Raw genomic sequence first — 17,181 nt, forward strand, 5'->3', positions numbered from 1 at the left:
AAGGGAAAAGGGGTGGCAGCAGCTCCCCCTTTTTTTTAACAAAAAAACGATAGTGACCGCTGGCGAGGCATGCATGCCCGGCCGCGACTATCGACTCACCGAATCAGGAGAAACACATGGCAGCGATTACAGCAGCGATGGTAGGCGAATTGCGCGGCAAAACCGACGCACCAATGATGGAATGCAAAAAAGCACTGACCGAAGCCGATGGCGACATGGCTCGTGCGGAAGAGATCCTGCGCGTCAAGCTGGGCGGCAAGGCATCGAAAGCATCGGCACGCATCACCGCTGAAGGCGTCGTGGCAACCTACATCGCCAATGGCGTAGGCGCCCTGGTCGAAGTGAACTCGGAAACCGACTTCGTTGCGAAAAACGACGATTTCCTGGCACTGGCCAACAACGCTGCCCGTCTGGTAGCAGAACACAACCCGGCTGACGTAGCTGCCCTGCTGGCCCTGCCACTCGATGGCAAGACCCTGGAAGACGTGCGCGCTGCCCTGATCGGCAAAATCGGCGAAAACATGACCATCCGCCGCTTCCAGCGTTTCGAAACCAGCAACAAGCTGGCTTCGTACCTGCACGGTTCGCGCATTGGCGTGATCGTCGAATTCGACGGCGCCGATGAGCAAGTCGGCAAAGACGTGGCCATGCACATCGCTGCCATGAAGCCAGTGTCGCTGTCCTCGAACGAAGTTCCAGCGGAACTGATCGAAAAAGAGCGTTCGGTTGCCCAACTGAAAGCCGAAGAAGACGCAGCCAAAGCGGCCGCCGAAGGCAAGCCAGCGCAATCGCCGGAAATCCTGGCCAAGCGCCTGGAAGGTTCCGTACAGAAGTTCCTGAAAGAAGTTTCCCTGCTGAACCAAGCTTTCGTGAAAAACGACAAGCTGTCGGTTGAGCAAATGCTGAAGGCGGCTAACACCAGCGTCAAAGGTTTCGCCATGTACGTAGTGGGCGAGGGCATCGAGAAGAAGCAAGACGACTTCGCAGCAGAAGTCGCAGCACAGATGGCTGCCTCCCAGGGAGCGTAAGTAAAGCGGGCCGAGAGGCCCGTTTTTTTGGCCCGCCCGCACCTGTCGTGCCGGGCGGCGGCATGGGCAGCCCCGCGCGCCTATCCGGCGCTGCAAGGCGCTGCGCCATGTCATACTCGAATAACCTCATTTATGGAGCCCCAGCTCATGTCAAAACCAGCCTACAAGCGCGTCCTCCTCAAGTTGTCCGGCGAAGCCCTGATGGGTGATGATCCCTACGGCATCAACCGCGCCACGATCGAGCGCATGGTGGCCGATGTGGCCGAGGTGGCGAAGTTGGGTGTGGAACTGGCAATCGTGATTGGCGGCGGCAATATCTTCCGCGGCGTCGCGCCTGGTGCGCAAGGCATGGACCGTGCCACCGCCGACTACATGGGCATGCTTGCCACGGTGATGAATGCACTGGCCCTGGCCGATGCCATGCGCCACGTCGGCATTACCGCGCGCGTCATGTCGGCCATCGGCATCGAACAAGTGGTCGAGCCGTACGTCCGCCCGAAAGCCCTGCAATACCTGGAAGAAGGTAAAGTGGTGGTCTTCGCCGCCGGCACCGGCAATCCATTCTTCACCACCGACACGGCAGCTGCCCTGCGCGGTTCCGAGATCAGCGCCGAGATCGTCCTGAAGGCCACCAAGGTCGACGGCGTCTACACGGCCGATCCGAAGAAGGATCCGAACGCCACCCTGTTCCACACGATTACGTTCGACGACGCCATCGCCAAGCACCTGCAAGTGATGGATGCCACCGCATTCGCCCTGTGCCGCGACCAGAAACTGCCGATCAAGGTGTTTTCGATCACCAAGCCAGGCGCGCTGATGCGCGTCATCATGGGTGAAGATGAAGGCACCCTGGTGCACGTATAAGGGAAGCGGAGCGCCGAGAAACCGCCCATGGCTGCGTTGCAGCGCCTCGCCGTACATTAAGTACTGTCTTCGGCGCTGCGCCTTGCCCTGAACGGTTTTCGGCACTCCCGGCTGCGGTACCATTCAAGCCGCAAGCGCAATAGAATATTCATTATTATCAAGACAAGGAGTAGGTAATGTCCTTAGCTGACGTTAAAAAGAACACCCAGGAACGCATGACGAAGTCGCTGGAAACACTGCGGGCCGATCTGGCCAAAGTGCGTACCGGCCGCGCCCATACGGGTATCCTGGACCACGTGATGGTCGATTACTACGGTTCGCCGACGGCGCTGACCCAGGTCGCCAACGTGACCCTGATCGACGCGCGCACCATCGGTGTGCAGCCGTACGAAAAGAAGATGGCCAACACCATTGAAAAAGCCATCCGCGACGCGGACCTGGGCTTGAACCCATCGGCACAGGGCGACCTGATCCGCGTTCCGACGCCGCCGCTGACGGAAGAGCGCCGCAAGGAAATGGTCAAGCTGGTCAAGAGCGAGGCGGAAGACGCGAAGATTGCCGTGCGTAATATTCGCCGCGATGCGAACGAGTCGCTGAAGAAACTGGTCAAGGAAAAAGCCTGCTCCGAGGACGATGAGCGCCGCTCGTCGGAAGAAGTGCAGAAACTGACGGACAAGTTTATTGCCGACATCGACAAGATGGTCGTCGACAAAGAAAAAGAAGTACTGACGGTCTAGTTTTCAGTCCTTTTGACACTGCCCGGGAAAGCATGGCTTTTCCGGGCAGTGCTATTTGGCGCATAATAGCTATCTTTTATTTTTGGTATTCGTGTTTTCATGATCTATTCGAGTTCGACAACGGCAGTACCTGAGGTGGGCACGGTGCCGCGCCATGTGGCAATCATTATGGATGGCAATGGTCGCTGGGCAACCAAGCGCTTCCTGCCCCGCGTGGCTGGCCACGTCAAGGGCGCCGACGCCGTGCGCGGCATCGTCGAGACTTGCCTCGACCGCGGTGTCGAATATCTGACCCTGTTTGCCTTCAGTTCGGAAAACTGGCGCCGCCCGGAAGAAGAGGTGTCGATGCTGATGCGCCTGTTCGTCACGATGCTGGAACGTGAAGTGGTCAAGATGCATGCCAGCGACATCCGCCTGAAGGTGGTGGGCGACCTGTCGCGCTTCAATGGCGAGCTGCAAACCCTGATCGCCAATGCGGAGCGCAAGACGGCGAACAACACGCGCCTGACGGTATCCATCTGCGCCAATTACGGCGGCCGCTGGGACATCATGCAGGCAGTCAACAAAATGACGGCCGAGGCGGCAGCCAATGGCCAGCCCGCCGCGCACGCTTATACGGAAGAGCAACTGGCGCCGCACCTGGCCATGGCCTACGCGCCCGAGCCCGACCTGTTCATCCGCACGGGCGGTGAGCAGCGCATTTCCAATTTCCTCCTGTGGCAACTGGCGTACACTGAGTTGTTTTTCACCGAGACTTTCTGGCCCGACTTCAATGACGAGTGCCTCGACGCGGCAATCGCGTCTTACCAGCAGCGCGAACGGCGCTTTGGCCGTACCAGCGCGCAATTAACTGAAAAGACAAACTGATGCTGAAAACACGGATAATCACCGCCCTGGTCTTGTTGGCGGTCTTGCTGCCGGTTCTGTATCTGAATTATTTCCCCGCCTTCGCCGTGATCGCCACGGCGTTCTTCGGCGCCGCCGTCTGGGAAAGCTTCCGCATTTTCAAAAATCGCCACGCGCTCGTGATTGCCGCCGTCTGGACTGCCGCCTTCGCGTATACGTTTTTTGTCGGTAACGGCATGGCGCAGCTCAATTTCTGGTTCGCCCTGTGCGTGGCCATCTGGCTGATCCGCTTCGTGCCCTCGCTGGCGACGGGCTTGCCGCCTACCGAAGGCCTGGGCAATACCTTGCTCAGCCTCGTGTACCCGGTGACCATCGTCGGCTGCTTCGTCGCCATCATCGCCCTGTTCCTGCATAGCCCTTTGTACCTGCTGTCCGTCATGGCCCTCGTGTGGATCGCCGATATCGGCGCCTATTTCTCGGGCAAGGCTTTCGGCAAGCGCAAGCTGGCGCCAAGCATTTCTCCAGGTAAATCCTGGGAAGGCGCCATTGGCGGCGGCATCGCCGTGCTGGTCATTGCCGCCATCACCATCGTGGCCGCGCCATCGCTGCCGGTCTTGCAAGACACCTTTGCCGTGCAGCTGCAATTGCGCCGCGGTTGGCTGGTGGCCCTGCTGGTGCTGCTGCTGATCGTCGCCGCCAGCATCGTCGGCGACCTGTTCGAATCCCAATTGAAGCGCCGCGCCGGCATCAAGGACAGCAGCAGCCTGCTGCCTGGCCATGGCGGCGTACTCGACCGTATCGACGCGTTGATCCCGGTCCTGCCATTTGCCGCCCTCGTGGCCAGCTGGCTTTAAGGAAACTCATGCAATACATCACCATTCTTGGCGCGACCGGTTCGGTCGGCGTGTCCACCCTGGACGTGCTCGCGCGTCATCCGGAGCAATACAGCGTGTATGCGCTGAGCGCGCATACGCGTGTGGCCGAACTGGCCGCCCAGTGCCTGCAATTTCGTCCCCAGCGCGCCGTCGTCGGCACGGCGGACGCCGCCCTTGAACTGACGCGCTTGCTGCGCGGGCAGGGCGTCGATACGCAAGTCGAGTACGGCGAGGAAGCCCTGTGCGCCATCGCCAGCGCGCCGCAAGTGACGGGCGTGATGGCGGCCATCGTCGGCGCGGCCGGCCTGGCGCCCACCCTGGCGGCGGCGCGTGCCGGAAAGAAAGTATTGCTGGCCAATAAAGAAGCGCTCGTCATGTCCGGCCAGCTGTTCATCGATGCCGTGCACGATAACGGCGCCGTGCTGCTGCCGATCGACAGCGAACATAACGCCATCTTCCAATGCATGCCGCACGCCCATGGCCGCGCGCCAGGCGCCGCAGGCGTGGCAAAAATCGTGCTCACCGCTTCCGGCGGCCCCTTCCTCACGCGCGACGTCGAAACGCTCGACTCGGTCACGCCGGACCAGGCGTGCAAGCATCCGACCTGGGCCATGGGGCGAAAGATTTCCGTCGATTCGGCCACCATGATGAACAAGGGCCTGGAAGTGATCGAGGCGCACTGGCTGTTCGGCGCCCCTGCCGAGCAGATCGAGGTGCTGATCCACCCGCAAAGCGTGATCCATTCGATGGTGTCGTATGTCGACGGTTCCGTGCTGGCCCAGCTGGGCAATCCGGACATGCGCACGCCGATCGCGCATGCGCTGGCATATCCGCAGCGTATCGCTTCCGGCGTGGCGCAACTGGACCTGGCGCAAGTGGCCACCCTGCAGTTCGAGCGTCCCGACTTCCGCCGTTTCCCTTGCCTGGCGCTGGCCTTCGACGCCCTGCGCGCGGGCGGCACGGCCCCGGCTTTGCTCAATGCGGCCAATGAAGTGGCCGTGCAAGCCTTCCTCGACGAACAGATCGGCTTCCGCCAGATCGACCGGGTCATCGCGCACGTGATCGAGACGGTGCCGCATGGCGCCGCTTCCAGCATCGAGGCCGTGATGGAGCAGGACCGCTTGGCCAGAGCGGCTGCGCGAGCATACATCGCCCAGAGGCTGGCTGCATGACGCTCATCACCACGTTGCTGGCCTTTATTGTCGCGCTCGGTTCACTGATTACCCTGCACGAGCTGGGCCACTACCTGGTGGCGCGCTGGTGCGGCGTAAAGGTGCTGCGTTTCTCGATCGGCATGGGAAAAGTGGTGTATTCGCGCAAGTTTGGCAAGGACCAGACGGAATGGGCGATTTCCGCGCTGCCGCTGGGCGGCTATGTGAGCATGCTCGACAGCCGCGCGCAAGACCTCAGCGACTTGCCGGAAAGCGAATTGCGCCGCGAATTCACGCGCCAGAGCGTGTGGCGCCGCATCGCCATCGTGGCTGCCGGCCCGCTGGCCAACTTCCTCGTCGCCATCGTGCTGTACGCGGGCCTGTTCATGCATGGCATCGAAGAGCCTTCGAGCAAGCTCGGCCCCGTGGCCGAGCAGACGGCCGCCTATGCGGCCGGCTTGCGCAGCGGCGATACGGTCGAAGCGGTGAATGGCAAGGCTGTGGCCAGCTGGTCCGAGCTGCGCTGGGAGCTGATCCAGGCCACGCTCGACAAGCAGCCGGCCCGCATCGAAGTGCGCCGGCCTGACCGCGGCGAGCAGGAAGCGACCTTGCCGACGGCCAGCCTGACGGAAACCGATCTGGAAGGCGACGTGCTGGGCAAGCTGGGCCTGACCCTGGCCCGTTCCGCGCCCACCCTGATGGAAATCATGCCCGGTGGCGCCGCCGCGCGCGCCGGCTTGCAGAAAGACGACCAGATCCTGGCCATCGACGAACAGCCCGTGCACGACGTGGCGGCCGTTATCGCCACCCTGAGCCAGGCGCCGGGCCGGACCTTGCAATTGCAACTCTTGCGCCAGGGCCAGGACCTGACCTTGGCCATTACGCCGGACGCCGTGCCGGGCGCCGGGGCAGAGGGAGCTGTAACAGTTGGTAAGATACAGGCAAAGCTGGGGCAGGTGCCGGATATGATCACCGTGGCATCCGGACCGTTCGCCGCCGTGGGCAAGGCGTCCGCCAAGGTCTGGGATACCAGTGTCATGAGCCTGAAAATGCTGGGCAAGATGATCACCGGCCAGGTCTCGCTGAAGAATGTGACGGGACCCATTACCATCGCCGATTACGCGGGCCAGACGGCGCGCATCGGCCTGGTAAGCTACCTGAGCTTCATTGCCTTCATCAGTATCAGTCTGGGCGTGATGAATTTGCTACCCATTCCTGTTCTGGATGGCGGGCATTTGCTGTATTATTCGCTGGAAGTTTTGACCGGACGCCCCTTGCCGGAGCGCGTAGGCGAGATTGCCCAGCGCCTGGGGATCGGTTTGTTGCTGACCTTGATGGTGCTTGCCGTCTTTAATGACGTGTTGCGATTGCTGAATTAGGGCGGTGGTTGATGCCATTGCGTGAGTCGCACAAGCAATCTTTTGTGTATGTTGTCCATTGATTTACCCATTGAATAACCCCAATGAAATTACATTCTGCTCGTTTTGCCTTGCCTTCCTTTCGCCGCAGCCTGATCGGCGCCGCCGTCATGGCCTTCTGTTCCGGCCACGCGCTGGCCGTCCAGCCATTTACTGTCAAGGACATCCGGGTCGAAGGGATCCAGCGTACCGAAGCGGGCACCGTGTTTGCCTACCTGCCGGTGCGGGTCGGCGAAACGTTCTCCGACGAGAAGAGCGTGGCCGCCATCAAGGCCCTGTACGCGACGGGCATGTTCAAGGATGTGCGCCTGGAAGCCGATGGCGACGTGCTGGTGGTGCTGGTCGAGGAACGTCCAGCCATCGCCACCGTGGAATTTACCGGTACCAAGGAATTTGAGAAGGATGTGCTGGTCAAGGCCTTGAAGGAAATCGGCGTCGGTGAAGCCAAGATTTTCGACAAGGCCTCCGTTGACCGCGCGGAACAGGAGCTCAAGCGCCAGTACCTGTCGCATGGCCTGTACGGCGTGAAGATCACCACCACCGTCACGCCGATCGAGCGTAACCGCGTCAACGTGGTGTTCGCCGTCGACGAGGGCGACGTGGCCCGCATCAAGCAGATCAACATCGTCGGCAACAAGGCCTTCACCGACAAGGAACTGCGCGAGCAGCTGGCCCTGAACACTGGCGGCTGGTTCAGCTGGTACACCAAGGCCGACCAATATTCGAAGACCAAGCTGACGGGCGACATCGAGTCGCTCAAGTCCTACTACCTGGACCGCGGCTATATCGAGATGCAGGTCGACTCGACGCAAGTGTCGATCACGCCCGATAAAAAAGACATCTACCTGACGATCAATATCACCGAAGGCGAGAAGTACAAGATCGCCGGCACCAAGTTCGAAGGCGAGATGTTTGGCCGCGAAGAAGAGCTGAAAGCGCTGAACCTGATGCGCGAAGGCGAAATCTATTCGGGCGCGCGCCTGACGGCGACGAACAAGCGCATCCAGGATCGCCTGGCCACGTTCGGCTATGCGTTTGCCAACGTCAACGCGAATCCGGAAATCAACCGTGAAAAGCATGAAGTGGGCTTTACCTTCTTCATCGATCCGGGCAAGCGCGTGTACGTGCGCCACATGAATATCGCCGGCAACACCACCACGCGCGATGAAGTCATCCGCCGCGAATTCCGCCAGTTCGAATCGTCCTGGTATGACAGCAACAAGATCAAGCTGTCGCGCGACCGTGTCGACCGCCTTGGCTACTTCAAGGACGTGACCATCGACACGCCGGAAGCGCAGGGCACGACCGACCAGGTCGACGTCAACGTGACGGTGGTGGAAAAACCAACCGGTAACTTCCTGATCGGCGGCGCTTTCTCGCAATCGGAAAAATTTACCCTGTCGGCGTCGATTTCGCAGGCCAACTTTGCCGGTAGCGGCAACACGGTCGGCATCGAACTCAATACCAGCCACTACAGTCGCACGATCGCGTTTTCGCAAACCAATCCGTACTACACGGACGACGGCATTTCGCGCAGCTTTGAAGTCTACCTGCGTACGACGGAACCGCCGGCGCTGAACATCGGCAGCTACAAGATCAAGCAAACCGGTGGCCGTGTCAGTTTCGGCGTGCCGTTCTCGGAAGTCGACACCGTCTTCTTCGGTATCGGCGCCGAGCGCTCGCGCATCGAAACCGACATCACCAGCCCGATCCGCTTCAAGCAGTATGTGGTTGACAATGGCGGCCCGTCCGACGGTATCGGTTCGGCCACCACCAATTCCATCCCGCTGACGGCGGCATGGCAGCGCGACAGCCGCGACAGCGCCCTGACGCCGTCGATCGGCCGCTACCAGCGCGTCAACCTGGAGGCTGACCTGATCGGCGACCAGAAATACTTCCGTGCCATCTATGAGCACCAGTATTTCCGTCCGCTGTTCAGCAAGGTCACCCTGGCGCTGAAGGGCGAACTCGATTACGGCCACGGCATCGGCAAGCACGTTTACCCGGTCTTCAAGAACTTCTACGGCGGCGGTATCGGTTCGGTGCGCGGCTACCTGAGTTCTTCGCTGGGCGCGGTCGAACCGAGCACCAACGATGCCCTGGGCGGCGCTTCGCGCCTGATCGGTAACGCGGAACTGCAGATGCCATTCCCCGGTTCGGGCAATGACCGCAGCTTGCGCTGGTTCGGTTTCCTTGACGGCGGCCAGGTCTACCAGGAAGGCGAAAAAATGCGTTTGTCGCAATTGCGCTATTCTGCTGGCTTGGGCATCAGCTGGATTTCCCCGGTGGGCCCGCTCAAGCTGAGCTATGCCAAGCCGCTGAACGCCAAGCCGACGGACCGCCTGGAGCGCTTCCAGTTCCAGATGGGCACCGGTTTCTGACCGGCCATCTGAACCGGGGCGACAGCTTTTACTTTTTGACCATGGAGTATCATGAACACCGCATCCGCTACCCTGCCCAAGACCCTTGCCGTGATCGCATTGTGCTGGAGTTCGCTGTTGCCGGTGCAGGCGCAGGCTCAGGAGTCGAAGATCGCCTGGATCAGCAGCGAACGTATTTATAACGAATCGAGGCTGGCCAAGCTGGCCAGCGCCAAGCTGGCCGAAGAGTTCCGCTCGCGTGAAAAAGCCGTGCAGGAACTGGCCAGCCGCTTCAAGGTCGCCAACGAAGCCCTGGAAAAGGACATGCCGACCCTGAGCGAGGCGGAGCGCGCCAAGCGCCAGCGCGAGTTTTTCGAGCTGGACAAGGAGCTGCAACGCCGCCAGCGCGAGTTTCGCGAAGACCTGAGCCAGCGTACGAACGAAGAGCGCAGCGCCATCGCGGAAAAGGCCAACACCATCATCCAGCAGATGGCGCATATCGAAGGATATGACATCGTGCTGCAGGAAGCCCTGTGGGCCAGCCCGCGCATCGACATTACCGACAAGGTATTGAAGGCGCTGGACAAGTAACTGTAATAGTTTTTACGCCTGACAGTGCCGTGGCGAGCGGATGTGAGTTGTGATTGAGAAGCGGAGCTGTGCTGGAGCACAGTGAGCATCGGAGACCGCAAATCGCGCCGCGCAGCAGGCATAGTCAGGCGTTCTTATAAAGGTAAAAGATGGGCACTCGACTAGGAGACTTGGTCGAACGCTTCGGCGGGCAGTTGGCGGGCGATCCGAACCTGGAAGTTTCAGGCATCGCACCGCTGGCCGACGCCGGCGCTTCGCACATCAGCTTTCTCAGCAATAGCAAATTCCGCGCACAGGCCGCCCAGAGTGGCGCCGCGGCGCTGATCCTCACGCCGGCCGACGACGCGCTGATCGGCGACGACTACGCCGGCGCGCGTATCGTCACCCCGAATCCCTATGTGTATTTCGCGCGTGCGGCGCAGTATTTTGCCGCCCTGCACGAGATCAAGGCCCCGGTCGGCATCCATCCGGGCGCCTTTGTCGACGCCAGCGCGCAGGTTGACGCCAGCGCCTCCGTCGGCGTGCATGCGGTGATCGAAGCGGGCGCCGTGATCGGTGCCGGCTGCGTCATCGGCGCCGGCTGCGTGGTGGGCCGCGACGCCGTCATCGGCGCCGGTACCCAGCTGTTCGCCAACGTGACCTTCCACGCGCGCTGCGTGATCGGCCAGCGCGGCATCATCCATTCGGGCGCCGTGATCGGCACCGACGGATTCGGCTTCGCCAACGAAGGCGGCGTGTATATCAAGATTCCGCAGACGGGCAGGGTGGTGATCGGTGACGATGTCGATATCGGCGCCAACACCACCATCGACCGTGGCGCACTGGCCGACACCATCATCGAAGATGGCGTCAAGCTCGATAACCAGATCCAGATCGGCCACAACTGCCATATCGGCGCGCACACGGCCATGGCCGGCTGCGTCGGCGTGGCCGGCAGCGCCATCATCGGCAAGTACTGCACCTTTGGCGGTGCCGCCATGGTGCTGGGCCACCTGACCATTGCCGACCGCGTCCACGTGGGCTCGGGCAGCATGGTTTCGCGTTCGATCCTGGAAGCGGGCCAGTACACGGGCTTCTATCCGCTGGCCAAGAACGCCGACTGGGAAAAGAGCGCCGCCATCGTGCGCAACCTGTCAAGCATGCGCGAGAAGATACGCGCGCTTGAAAAAACAATTAAAACACTGACCACGCAAGACGAAAAATGACTACTGAAAAAAAGACCCTCGACATCCTCGCCATCAAATCGCTGCTGCCGCACCGTTACCCGCTGCTGCTGGTTGACCGCGTGCTGGATTGGGAAGCGAACAAAACCATCACCGCCATCAAGAACGTGACGGTCAACGAAGAGTTCTTCCAGGGCCATTTCCCGCACAAGCCAGTCATGCCTGGCGTGCTGATGATCGAAGCGCTGGCGCAGACGGCGGCCTTGCTGTCGTTCCTGACGATGGGCGTGAAGCCGGACGAAAATTCGGTGGTGTACTTTGTCGGCATCGACAATGCGCGCTTCAAGCGTCCTGTCGAGCCGGGCGACCAGCTGAAGATGGATGTGGAAATCCTGCGCGTCTCGCGCGGCATCTGGAAATACAAGGCCGTCGGTACGGTCGACGGCAAGCTGGCGGTGGAAGCGGAACTGATGTGCACCATCCGCAGCGCGCAGGATGCGAGCCAGTCTGCGAGCCAGCCAGCGGGGCAGTAACATGGCGGCCATCCACTCCACGGCAGTCATCGACCCGAAGGCCGAGCTCGACAGTTCGGTCGAGGTGGGTCCGTACACCATCATCGGTCCGCACGTGCGCATCGGCGCCGGCACCAAGGTTGGCCCGCACGTGGTGATCGACGGGCACACGACGATCGGCAGCGATAACCACCTGTTCCAGTTTTCCTCCATCGGCGCGCAGCCGCAGGACAAAAAATGGGCGGGCGAGGCGACGCGCCTGGAAATCGGCGACCGCAACACCATCCGCGAATTCTGCACCTTCAACACGGGCACCGTGCAGGGCGGCGGCGTGACGCGCCTGGGTAATGACAACTGGATTTCGGCGTATGTGCATCTGGCGCACGACTGCCTGGTGGGCAACAACACGATTTTTTCGAACAATGCGCAGCTGGCGGGCCACGTGGAGATCGGCGACTGGGTCATCATGAGCGGCTTCGCCAATGTGCACCAGTTCTGCAAGATCGGCGCGCACGCCTTCGTCGGCATGAGCACCAGCCTGACGCAGGACGTGCCACCGTTCGTCCTGTTGAACGGTAATCCGGCGCAGGCGCATGGCGTCAATATCGAGGGCTTGAAACGCCGCGGCTTTACGCGCGAGCAGATCAACGGCATCCGCACCGCGTATAAACTCATCTACCGCTCGGGACTGACCCTGGAAGAATCCAAGGCTGCCCTGTTCGAAGAAGAAGCGGCATCGTCGCCCGAGGTGGCGGAACACATTCGTGCCATGCGCGAATTCCTTGGCGTGGCGTCGCGTGGCATCGTCCGCTGACCAGTCCGGCGGCCGGCCGGTCGCCAATGTCGCCATCGTCGCCGGCGAGGTGTCGGGCGACCTGCTGGCCAGCCGGCTGCTGTCCGGCCTCGTGCCGCAGCTGCCCGGCGCCCGCTTTCACGGCATTGGCGGCGAGCACATGGCCAGGCAGGGCTTCGTGTCCGACTGGCCGCTCGACAAGCTGACTGTGCGGGGCCTGTTCGAGATCATTCCCCGCTACCGCGAGATCAAGGGCATCCAGAACGCATTGCGCGACCAGCTGCTGGCGGAGCGTCCCGCCGTCTTCATCGGCGCCGACTATCCGGGCTTCAACCTGGGGCTGGAACAGCAGCTCAAGGAAGGCGGCATCCCTACCGTGCACTACATCGGGCCGCAGATATGGGCCTGGCGCGGTGGCCGCATCAAGAAAATCATCAAGGCCGTCTCGCACATGCTGGTGATCTTCCCCTTCGAGGAAGAGATCTACCGCAAGGCGGGCGTGCCCGTCACCTATGTCGGCCATCCGCTGGCTGAAATGATTCCGTTGCAGCCCGACGAAGCGGCCGCGCGCCGCACCCTGGGCTTGCCGGAAGACGCGAATGTCGTGACCCTGATGCCGGGCAGCCGCATGGGCGAACTCAAATACAATACGGTGGCCTTTGTCGGTGCCTGCAAGCTGCTGCTGGCGCGCGACCGCTCCCTGCGTTTCGTCGCGCCCATGGCCGGCGAAAAGCAGCGCCAGTACTTCCTGCAATTGATCGCGGAAGCCGGCTTGCAGGACGTCGAGATCCTGCTCACCGACGGCGGCTCGCACACGGCCATCTGCGCCGCCGATGCGGTGCTGGTGGCGTCCGGCACGGCCTCGCTGGAAGTGGCGCTGTACAAGAAGCCCATGGTCATCGCCTACAAGATGATGCGCGCGTCGTGGGAAATCATGCGCCACATGGGTTACCAGCCGTGGATCGGTTTGCCAAACATCCTGGCGCGCGACTACCTGGTGCCCGAGCTGCTGCAAAACGCGGCCAGCCCCGAATCGCTGGCCGAGGCCATGTGGCAGCAGCTGAGCGACGTGCCGGGCCGTTTGCGCCTGGTGCAGCGCTTCACGGACATGCACCACAGCCTGCTGCGCGACAGCGCGCGAGAGAGCGCCAACGCCGTCATGCAAGTCATCGCCGCCAACCGCAAGTAAGCCCCGATCACCGCTTCAACCGCAGTACCAACCAAAGATTCAACGTGAAAAATATCTATCCCGGCCTGTTTGACGACTTGCCATTCTCGCTCGATGAAATCATCTGCGGCGTCGACGAGGCAGGACGCGGTCCGCTGGCCGGCCCCGTGTTCGCCGCCGCCGTGATCCTCGACCCGAACCAGCCCATCGACGGCCTGCGCGACTCGAAAAAACTCAGCGAAACCAGGCGCGACCTGCTGGCGCCGCAGATCAAGGCCAAGGCCCTGGCCTGGGCCATCGCCGAAGCGTCGGAAGAAGAGATCGACCGCCTGAACATTTTGCAGGCGTCGATGCTGGCCATGCGCCGCGCCGTCGAGGCGTTGGCTACCGTGCCGACCCTGGCCCTGATCGACGGCAACCGCTGCCCCGTGATGCCGATACGCGGCATGGCCATCATTGGTGGCGACGACAAGGTCGATTCGATTTCCGCCGCCTCGATCCTGGCCAAGACGGCGCGCGACGCGGCCCTGGTACACCTGCATGCGGCCTATCCCGAATACTGCTTCGACCAGCACAAGGGCTACGGCACCAAGCTGCACCTCGAGCGCCTGCACCTGCACGGCGCCTCGCCCGTGCACCGCCGCTCGTTCGCGCCCGTGCGCAACGTGATCGCCCTGTTTGGTGGACAGGAGGTGGCGGCATGAAGACGATTACCTCGCGCGACAACGCGCAATACAAGGATTTGCTGAAGCTGGCGGGCAGCTCGCAGGCGCGCCGCAAGTCGGGCCGCACCTTGCTCGACGGCGTGCACCTGTGCCAGTCCTACCTGCAGCTGCGCGGCATGCCGGAGCAATGCATCGTCAGCGAAAGCGCCTTGCAGAACGGGGAAGTGGCGGACATCGTCGGCCAGCTGGAAAGCCAGCGCGCGCACGTGCTGGGCTTGCCTGACGCGCTGTATAACGCGGTGAGCCAGGTCGAGCACGGCGTGGGCGTGATGTTCCTCATCGAGACGCCGGAACGGGCCGTCACGCAGCCCCTGGGCGTGTCGGCCGTGCTGCTCGATAACCTGCAAGACCCGGGCAATGTGGGCTCCATCCTGCGCAGCGCGGCCGCCGCCGGCATCACGCAGGTGTATTGCAGCGCCGGCACGGCTTTCTGCTGGTCGCCGAAGGTGCTGCGCGCGGCGATGGGCGCGCATTTCGTGCTCGACATCTTTGAAAACGTCGACCTGGCGGCGCTCGTTTCCGGCGCCAAGGTGGCGACCCTCGCCACCAGCGGCTACGCCACCCAGCGCCTGTACGACGTCGACCTGCGCCAGCCCGTCGCGTGGCTGTTCGGCCATGAAGGGCAGGGCGTGGCCGACGACCTGCTGTCGATGGCCACGCACCAGGTGGTCATTCCCCACCTGGGCCAGATCGAATCGCTGAACGTGGCCGCCTGCGCCGCCGTGTGCTTCTTCGAACAGCTGCGCCAGGGCCAGGCCTGACGCTTTCCAAGCAGAGCCGCCATGCCTGATCATCCAGTTCCGCCTTTGCCCGCCGACGGTGTCACACGCGACGAGGCCTGGTGGCGCCAGGTGGCCGCGTTGTATCCCGCGCCGCCGGACACCATCGTCAATCTCGAGCATGGCTATTTCGGCGCCATGGCCGCGCCCGTGCAAGCCGCCTTCGAGCAGGCCGTGCGCTACACCAACGAGCAACTGAGTCCTTTCGTGCGCGGCGAGTTCACGCGCACGCATGTGGATATCCTGCGCCAGCGCGTCGCTGCGCTGATCCATGCCGAACCGCGCGAGATACTGCTGACCCGCAGCGGCACCGAGTCGATGCAGGTGCTGATTACGCAATACCATGGCCTGGCGCCCGGTGATACGGTGCTGTGGAGTAATCTCGATTATCCGGCCATGCGCACGGCCATGCGCTGGCTGGCGCAGAGCCGTGGCGTCACCAGCACGCAAATCAAGCTGAGCTTGCCCATCGGCGATGACGAGATCATCGCCAGTTATGCGCAAGCCATGCGCCAGCCCGTCAAGCCCAAGTTGCTGCTGCTGTCGCAGGTAACGCCGGCCAATGGCCAGCAACTGCCAGTGCAGGCCATCATGGCGCTGGCGCGCGAGCACGGCATCGACGTGCTGCTCGACAGCGCCCATGCGCTGGGGCAGGTTGACGTGGACGTGCAGGCCATGGGCATCGATTTCGCCGGCTTCAATCTGCACAAATGGCTGGGGGCGCCGGCGGGACTGGGTGTCGTGTATATCCGCGCATCGCAGCTGCACAAGATCGAGCCGCACTTTGGCGATGATGATTATCCGCTTGACGATATCCGCAGCCGCCTGCACATGGGCATGCCGCCGATCGGTGCCATCCTGGCCGCGCCTGCCGCATTGGACTTCCATGCGCGCCTGGGTGGCACGCCGGCCAAGACCGAACGCCTGGCCTGGCTGCGCAATTACTGGGTCAGCCGCGCCGCGCAACTGCCCGGCGTGCGCATGTTGTCTCCGCTCGACGCCAGGCGCGGCACGGCGCTGGTGGCGTTTGCCGTCGATGGCATGCGTGCGCGGGAGCTGCAGCAGGTTTTATTGCACCGCTTCGGCGTGTTTACCGTCGAACGCAATATCGGCGATACCGACATCGTGCGCGCCACTGTGGCCATCACCACCACCATCGGTGAACTGGACCGGTTGGTGGCGGCGCTGACGGCACTATCCAGAGAAACGGACACCTGACAAAACCGACGCGCAGCAGGTTTGGTCAAGCGTACTAGTACTCGCGGCGGTTCGGCTTGATCTCCTGCAGGATCGTCGTGGAGATCTCTTCGATCGACTTGGTGGTCGAGGAGAGCCAGCGGATGCCCTCGCGTTTCATCATTTTTTCCGCCTCGTTGACCTCGTAACGGCAATTTTCGATGGCCGCATACTTGCTTCCAGCGCGCCTTTCGTTGCGTATTTCCGACAAACGTTCGGGCGTAATGCTCAATCCGAAAATTTTATTCTTAAATTCCAGCAGGGCCGATGGCAGCTTGTCGCGCTCGAAATCATCGGGAATCAGCGGATAATTGGCCGCCTTGATACCGTATTGCATGGCCAGATACAGGCTGGTCGGGGTCTTGCCAGAGCGTGACACACCCACCAGAATGACATCGGCCGAGGACAGGTTCTTGTGCGACTGGCCATCGTCGTGCGCCAGCGAATAGTTGATCGCCTCGATGCGGTTCTTGTATTCCTCGCTGTCGACGATATTGTGCGAGCGCCCGATGGTATGGGTCGACATGACGCCCAGTTCCTGCTCCAGCGGGGCGACAAAGGTCTGGATCAGGTCCATGTGCATGCCGCTGGACTTGCGGATCACGGCCGACAGGTCGTTCTTCACCAGGGTGGAGAAAATGATCGGGCGCTGGCCATCGGTGGCGAACGCTTCGTTGATCTTGCGCGCCGCCTCGTAGGCCTTGTCCATGGTGTCGATGAAGGGCAGGCGGATCTGGCGGAAGCGCAGATCGAACTGCGTCAGCACCGAGTGGCCGAACGTCTCGGCGGTGATGCCGGTGCCGTCGGAAACGAAGAAAACGGTGCGGGCCGCGGAGGGCAGAGGGGGGCGTGGATCTTGTGTCATGGGTTTTCGGATCAAGATTGTGCGTCGTCAATTTGCGCCGCACAAGGTAAAATGGCTGCAACGGTATGAT

General features: G+C 62.0%; 17 protein-coding genes. 16 read left to right on the forward strand and 1 reads right to left on the reverse strand.

Going from position 1 to position 17,181, the window contains the following annotated elements:
* Positions 1 to 116 precede the first annotated feature (116 nt).
* The 16 genes from tsf (at position 117) to CSQ92_RS04575 (ending at position 16,228) form a co-directional block, all read left to right on the forward strand.
* Positions 117 to 1,028: a translation elongation factor Ts gene (tsf, locus tag CSQ92_RS04500; RefSeq protein ID WP_034784153.1), complete on the forward strand. Its 912-nt coding sequence runs from the start codon at positions 117 to 119 to the stop codon at positions 1,026 to 1,028.
* Between the two features lie 147 nt (positions 1,029 to 1,175).
* Positions 1,176 to 1,892: a UMP kinase gene (gene pyrH, locus CSQ92_RS04505; RefSeq protein WP_034752258.1), complete on the forward strand. Its 717-nt coding sequence runs from the start codon at positions 1,176 to 1,178 to the stop codon at positions 1,890 to 1,892.
* A gap of 176 nt (positions 1,893 to 2,068) precedes the next feature.
* Entirely contained in the window at positions 2,069 to 2,629 is a 561-nt protein-coding gene (gene frr / locus CSQ92_RS04510; protein ID WP_034784152.1) for a ribosome recycling factor, read from the forward strand.
* A 99-nt stretch (positions 2,630 to 2,728) separates the two neighbouring features.
* The gene (gene uppS, locus CSQ92_RS04515; protein WP_034784151.1) at positions 2,729 to 3,496 is read left to right on the forward strand and encodes a polyprenyl diphosphate synthase; all 768 of its coding nucleotides are present in this window, start codon (positions 2,729 to 2,731) and stop codon (positions 3,494 to 3,496) included.
* Complete coding sequence (locus CSQ92_RS04520) at positions 3,496 to 4,329, forward strand: phosphatidate cytidylyltransferase (RefSeq protein ID WP_099393338.1); 834 nt, start codon at positions 3,496 to 3,498, stop codon at positions 4,327 to 4,329. The genes uppS and CSQ92_RS04520 overlap by 1 nt, the downstream gene beginning before the upstream one ends.
* A gap of 8 nt (positions 4,330 to 4,337) precedes the next feature.
* On the forward strand, positions 4,338 to 5,522 hold the full coding sequence (ispC, locus tag CSQ92_RS04525) for a 1-deoxy-D-xylulose-5-phosphate reductoisomerase (RefSeq protein WP_092610943.1): 1,185 nt from the start codon (positions 4,338 to 4,340) through the stop codon (positions 5,520 to 5,522).
* Positions 5,519 to 6,880 carry an RIP metalloprotease RseP gene (gene rseP / locus CSQ92_RS04530; protein ID WP_099393339.1) on the forward strand — a complete coding sequence of 454 codons (1,362 nt, stop codon included), beginning with the start codon at positions 5,519 to 5,521 and terminating at the stop codon, positions 6,878 to 6,880. The genes ispC and rseP overlap by 4 nt, the downstream gene beginning before the upstream one ends.
* A gap of 83 nt (positions 6,881 to 6,963) precedes the next feature.
* On the forward strand, positions 6,964 to 9,300 hold the full coding sequence (gene bamA, locus CSQ92_RS04535; protein ID WP_034784144.1) for an outer membrane protein assembly factor BamA: 2,337 nt from the start codon (positions 6,964 to 6,966) through the stop codon (positions 9,298 to 9,300).
* Positions 9,301 to 9,351: 51 nt separating this feature from the next.
* Positions 9,352 to 9,870, forward strand: a complete 519-nt coding sequence (locus tag CSQ92_RS04540; protein WP_051958405.1) for an OmpH family outer membrane protein — start codon at positions 9,352 to 9,354, stop codon at positions 9,868 to 9,870.
* Positions 9,871 to 10,019: 149 nt separating this feature from the next.
* The gene (lpxD, locus tag CSQ92_RS04545) at positions 10,020 to 11,075 is read left to right on the forward strand and encodes a UDP-3-O-(3-hydroxymyristoyl)glucosamine N-acyltransferase (RefSeq protein WP_034784143.1); all 1,056 of its coding nucleotides are present in this window, start codon (positions 10,020 to 10,022) and stop codon (positions 11,073 to 11,075) included.
* Positions 11,072 to 11,566: a 3-hydroxyacyl-ACP dehydratase FabZ gene (gene fabZ, locus CSQ92_RS04550; protein WP_070257388.1), complete on the forward strand. Its 495-nt coding sequence runs from the start codon at positions 11,072 to 11,074 to the stop codon at positions 11,564 to 11,566. The genes lpxD and fabZ overlap by 4 nt, the downstream gene beginning before the upstream one ends.
* A gap of 1 nt (position 11,567) precedes the next feature.
* Entirely contained in the window at positions 11,568 to 12,359 is a 792-nt protein-coding gene (lpxA, locus tag CSQ92_RS04555) for an acyl-ACP--UDP-N-acetylglucosamine O-acyltransferase (protein ID WP_092610952.1), read from the forward strand.
* Positions 12,343 to 13,527: a lipid-A-disaccharide synthase gene (gene lpxB / locus CSQ92_RS04560; protein WP_099388559.1), complete on the forward strand. Its 1,185-nt coding sequence runs from the start codon at positions 12,343 to 12,345 to the stop codon at positions 13,525 to 13,527. The genes lpxA and lpxB overlap by 17 nt, the downstream gene beginning before the upstream one ends.
* Positions 13,528 to 13,571: 44 nt before the next feature.
* A complete protein-coding gene (gene rnhB / locus CSQ92_RS04565; protein WP_099393340.1) occupies positions 13,572 to 14,210 on the forward strand; it encodes a ribonuclease HII in 639 nt (212 codons plus the stop codon).
* Positions 14,207 to 14,992, forward strand: coding sequence for a TrmH family RNA methyltransferase (locus CSQ92_RS04570; RefSeq protein WP_034784137.1), 786 nt, complete (start codon positions 14,207 to 14,209; stop codon positions 14,990 to 14,992). Before rnhB ends, CSQ92_RS04570 begins: the two co-directional genes overlap by 4 nt.
* Before the next feature lie 21 nt (positions 14,993 to 15,013).
* Positions 15,014 to 16,228, forward strand: coding sequence for an aminotransferase class V-fold PLP-dependent enzyme (locus CSQ92_RS04575; protein WP_099393341.1), 1,215 nt, complete (start codon positions 15,014 to 15,016; stop codon positions 16,226 to 16,228).
* Positions 16,229 to 16,262: 34 nt separating this feature from the next.
* Here the strand turns inward: CSQ92_RS04575 and ppsR are convergent, their stop codons facing one another.
* On the reverse strand, positions 16,263 to 17,111 hold the full coding sequence (gene ppsR, locus CSQ92_RS04580) for a posphoenolpyruvate synthetase regulatory kinase/phosphorylase PpsR (protein WP_034784135.1): 849 nt from the start codon (positions 17,109 to 17,111) through the stop codon (positions 16,263 to 16,265).
* Positions 17,112 to 17,181 lie beyond the last annotated feature (70 nt).

The organism is Janthinobacterium sp. BJB446, from assembly GCF_002735655.1.
In the GTDB taxonomy this organism is placed as follows: domain Bacteria; phylum Pseudomonadota; class Gammaproteobacteria; order Burkholderiales; family Burkholderiaceae_D; genus Janthinobacterium; species Janthinobacterium lividum.

Bases quoted from the DNA above. Each gene is read 5' to 3' on its own strand.
- lpxD (WP_034784143.1), top strand. From the start codon at position 10,020: ATGGGCACTCGACTAGGAGACTTGGTCGAACGCTTCGGCGGGCAGTTG.
- CSQ92_RS04570 (WP_034784137.1), top strand. From the start codon at position 14,207: ATGAAGACGATTACCTCGCGCGACAACGCGCAATACAAGGATTTGCTG.
- pyrH (WP_034752258.1), top strand. From the start codon at position 1,176: ATGTCAAAACCAGCCTACAAGCGCGTCCTCCTCAAGTTGTCCGGCGAA.
- rseP (WP_099393339.1), top strand. From the start codon at position 5,519: ATGACGCTCATCACCACGTTGCTGGCCTTTATTGTCGCGCTCGGTTCA.
- lpxA (WP_092610952.1), top strand. From the start codon at position 11,568: ATGGCGGCCATCCACTCCACGGCAGTCATCGACCCGAAGGCCGAGCTC.
- tsf (WP_034784153.1), top strand. From the start codon at position 117: ATGGCAGCGATTACAGCAGCGATGGTAGGCGAATTGCGCGGCAAAACC.
- uppS (WP_034784151.1), top strand. From the start codon at position 2,729: ATGATCTATTCGAGTTCGACAACGGCAGTACCTGAGGTGGGCACGGTG.
- CSQ92_RS04540 (WP_051958405.1), top strand. From the start codon at position 9,352: ATGAACACCGCATCCGCTACCCTGCCCAAGACCCTTGCCGTGATCGCA.
- frr (WP_034784152.1), top strand. From the start codon at position 2,069: ATGTCCTTAGCTGACGTTAAAAAGAACACCCAGGAACGCATGACGAAG.
- ppsR (WP_034784135.1), bottom strand. From the start codon at position 17,111: ATGACACAAGATCCACGCCCCCCTCTGCCCTCCGCGGCCCGCACCGTT.
- CSQ92_RS04575 (WP_099393341.1), top strand. From the start codon at position 15,014: ATGCCTGATCATCCAGTTCCGCCTTTGCCCGCCGACGGTGTCACACGC.
- ispC (WP_092610943.1), top strand. From the start codon at position 4,338: ATGCAATACATCACCATTCTTGGCGCGACCGGTTCGGTCGGCGTGTCC.
- CSQ92_RS04520 (WP_099393338.1), top strand. From the start codon at position 3,496: ATGCTGAAAACACGGATAATCACCGCCCTGGTCTTGTTGGCGGTCTTG.
- fabZ (WP_070257388.1), top strand. From the start codon at position 11,072: ATGACTACTGAAAAAAAGACCCTCGACATCCTCGCCATCAAATCGCTG.
- bamA (WP_034784144.1), top strand. From the start codon at position 6,964: ATGAAATTACATTCTGCTCGTTTTGCCTTGCCTTCCTTTCGCCGCAGC.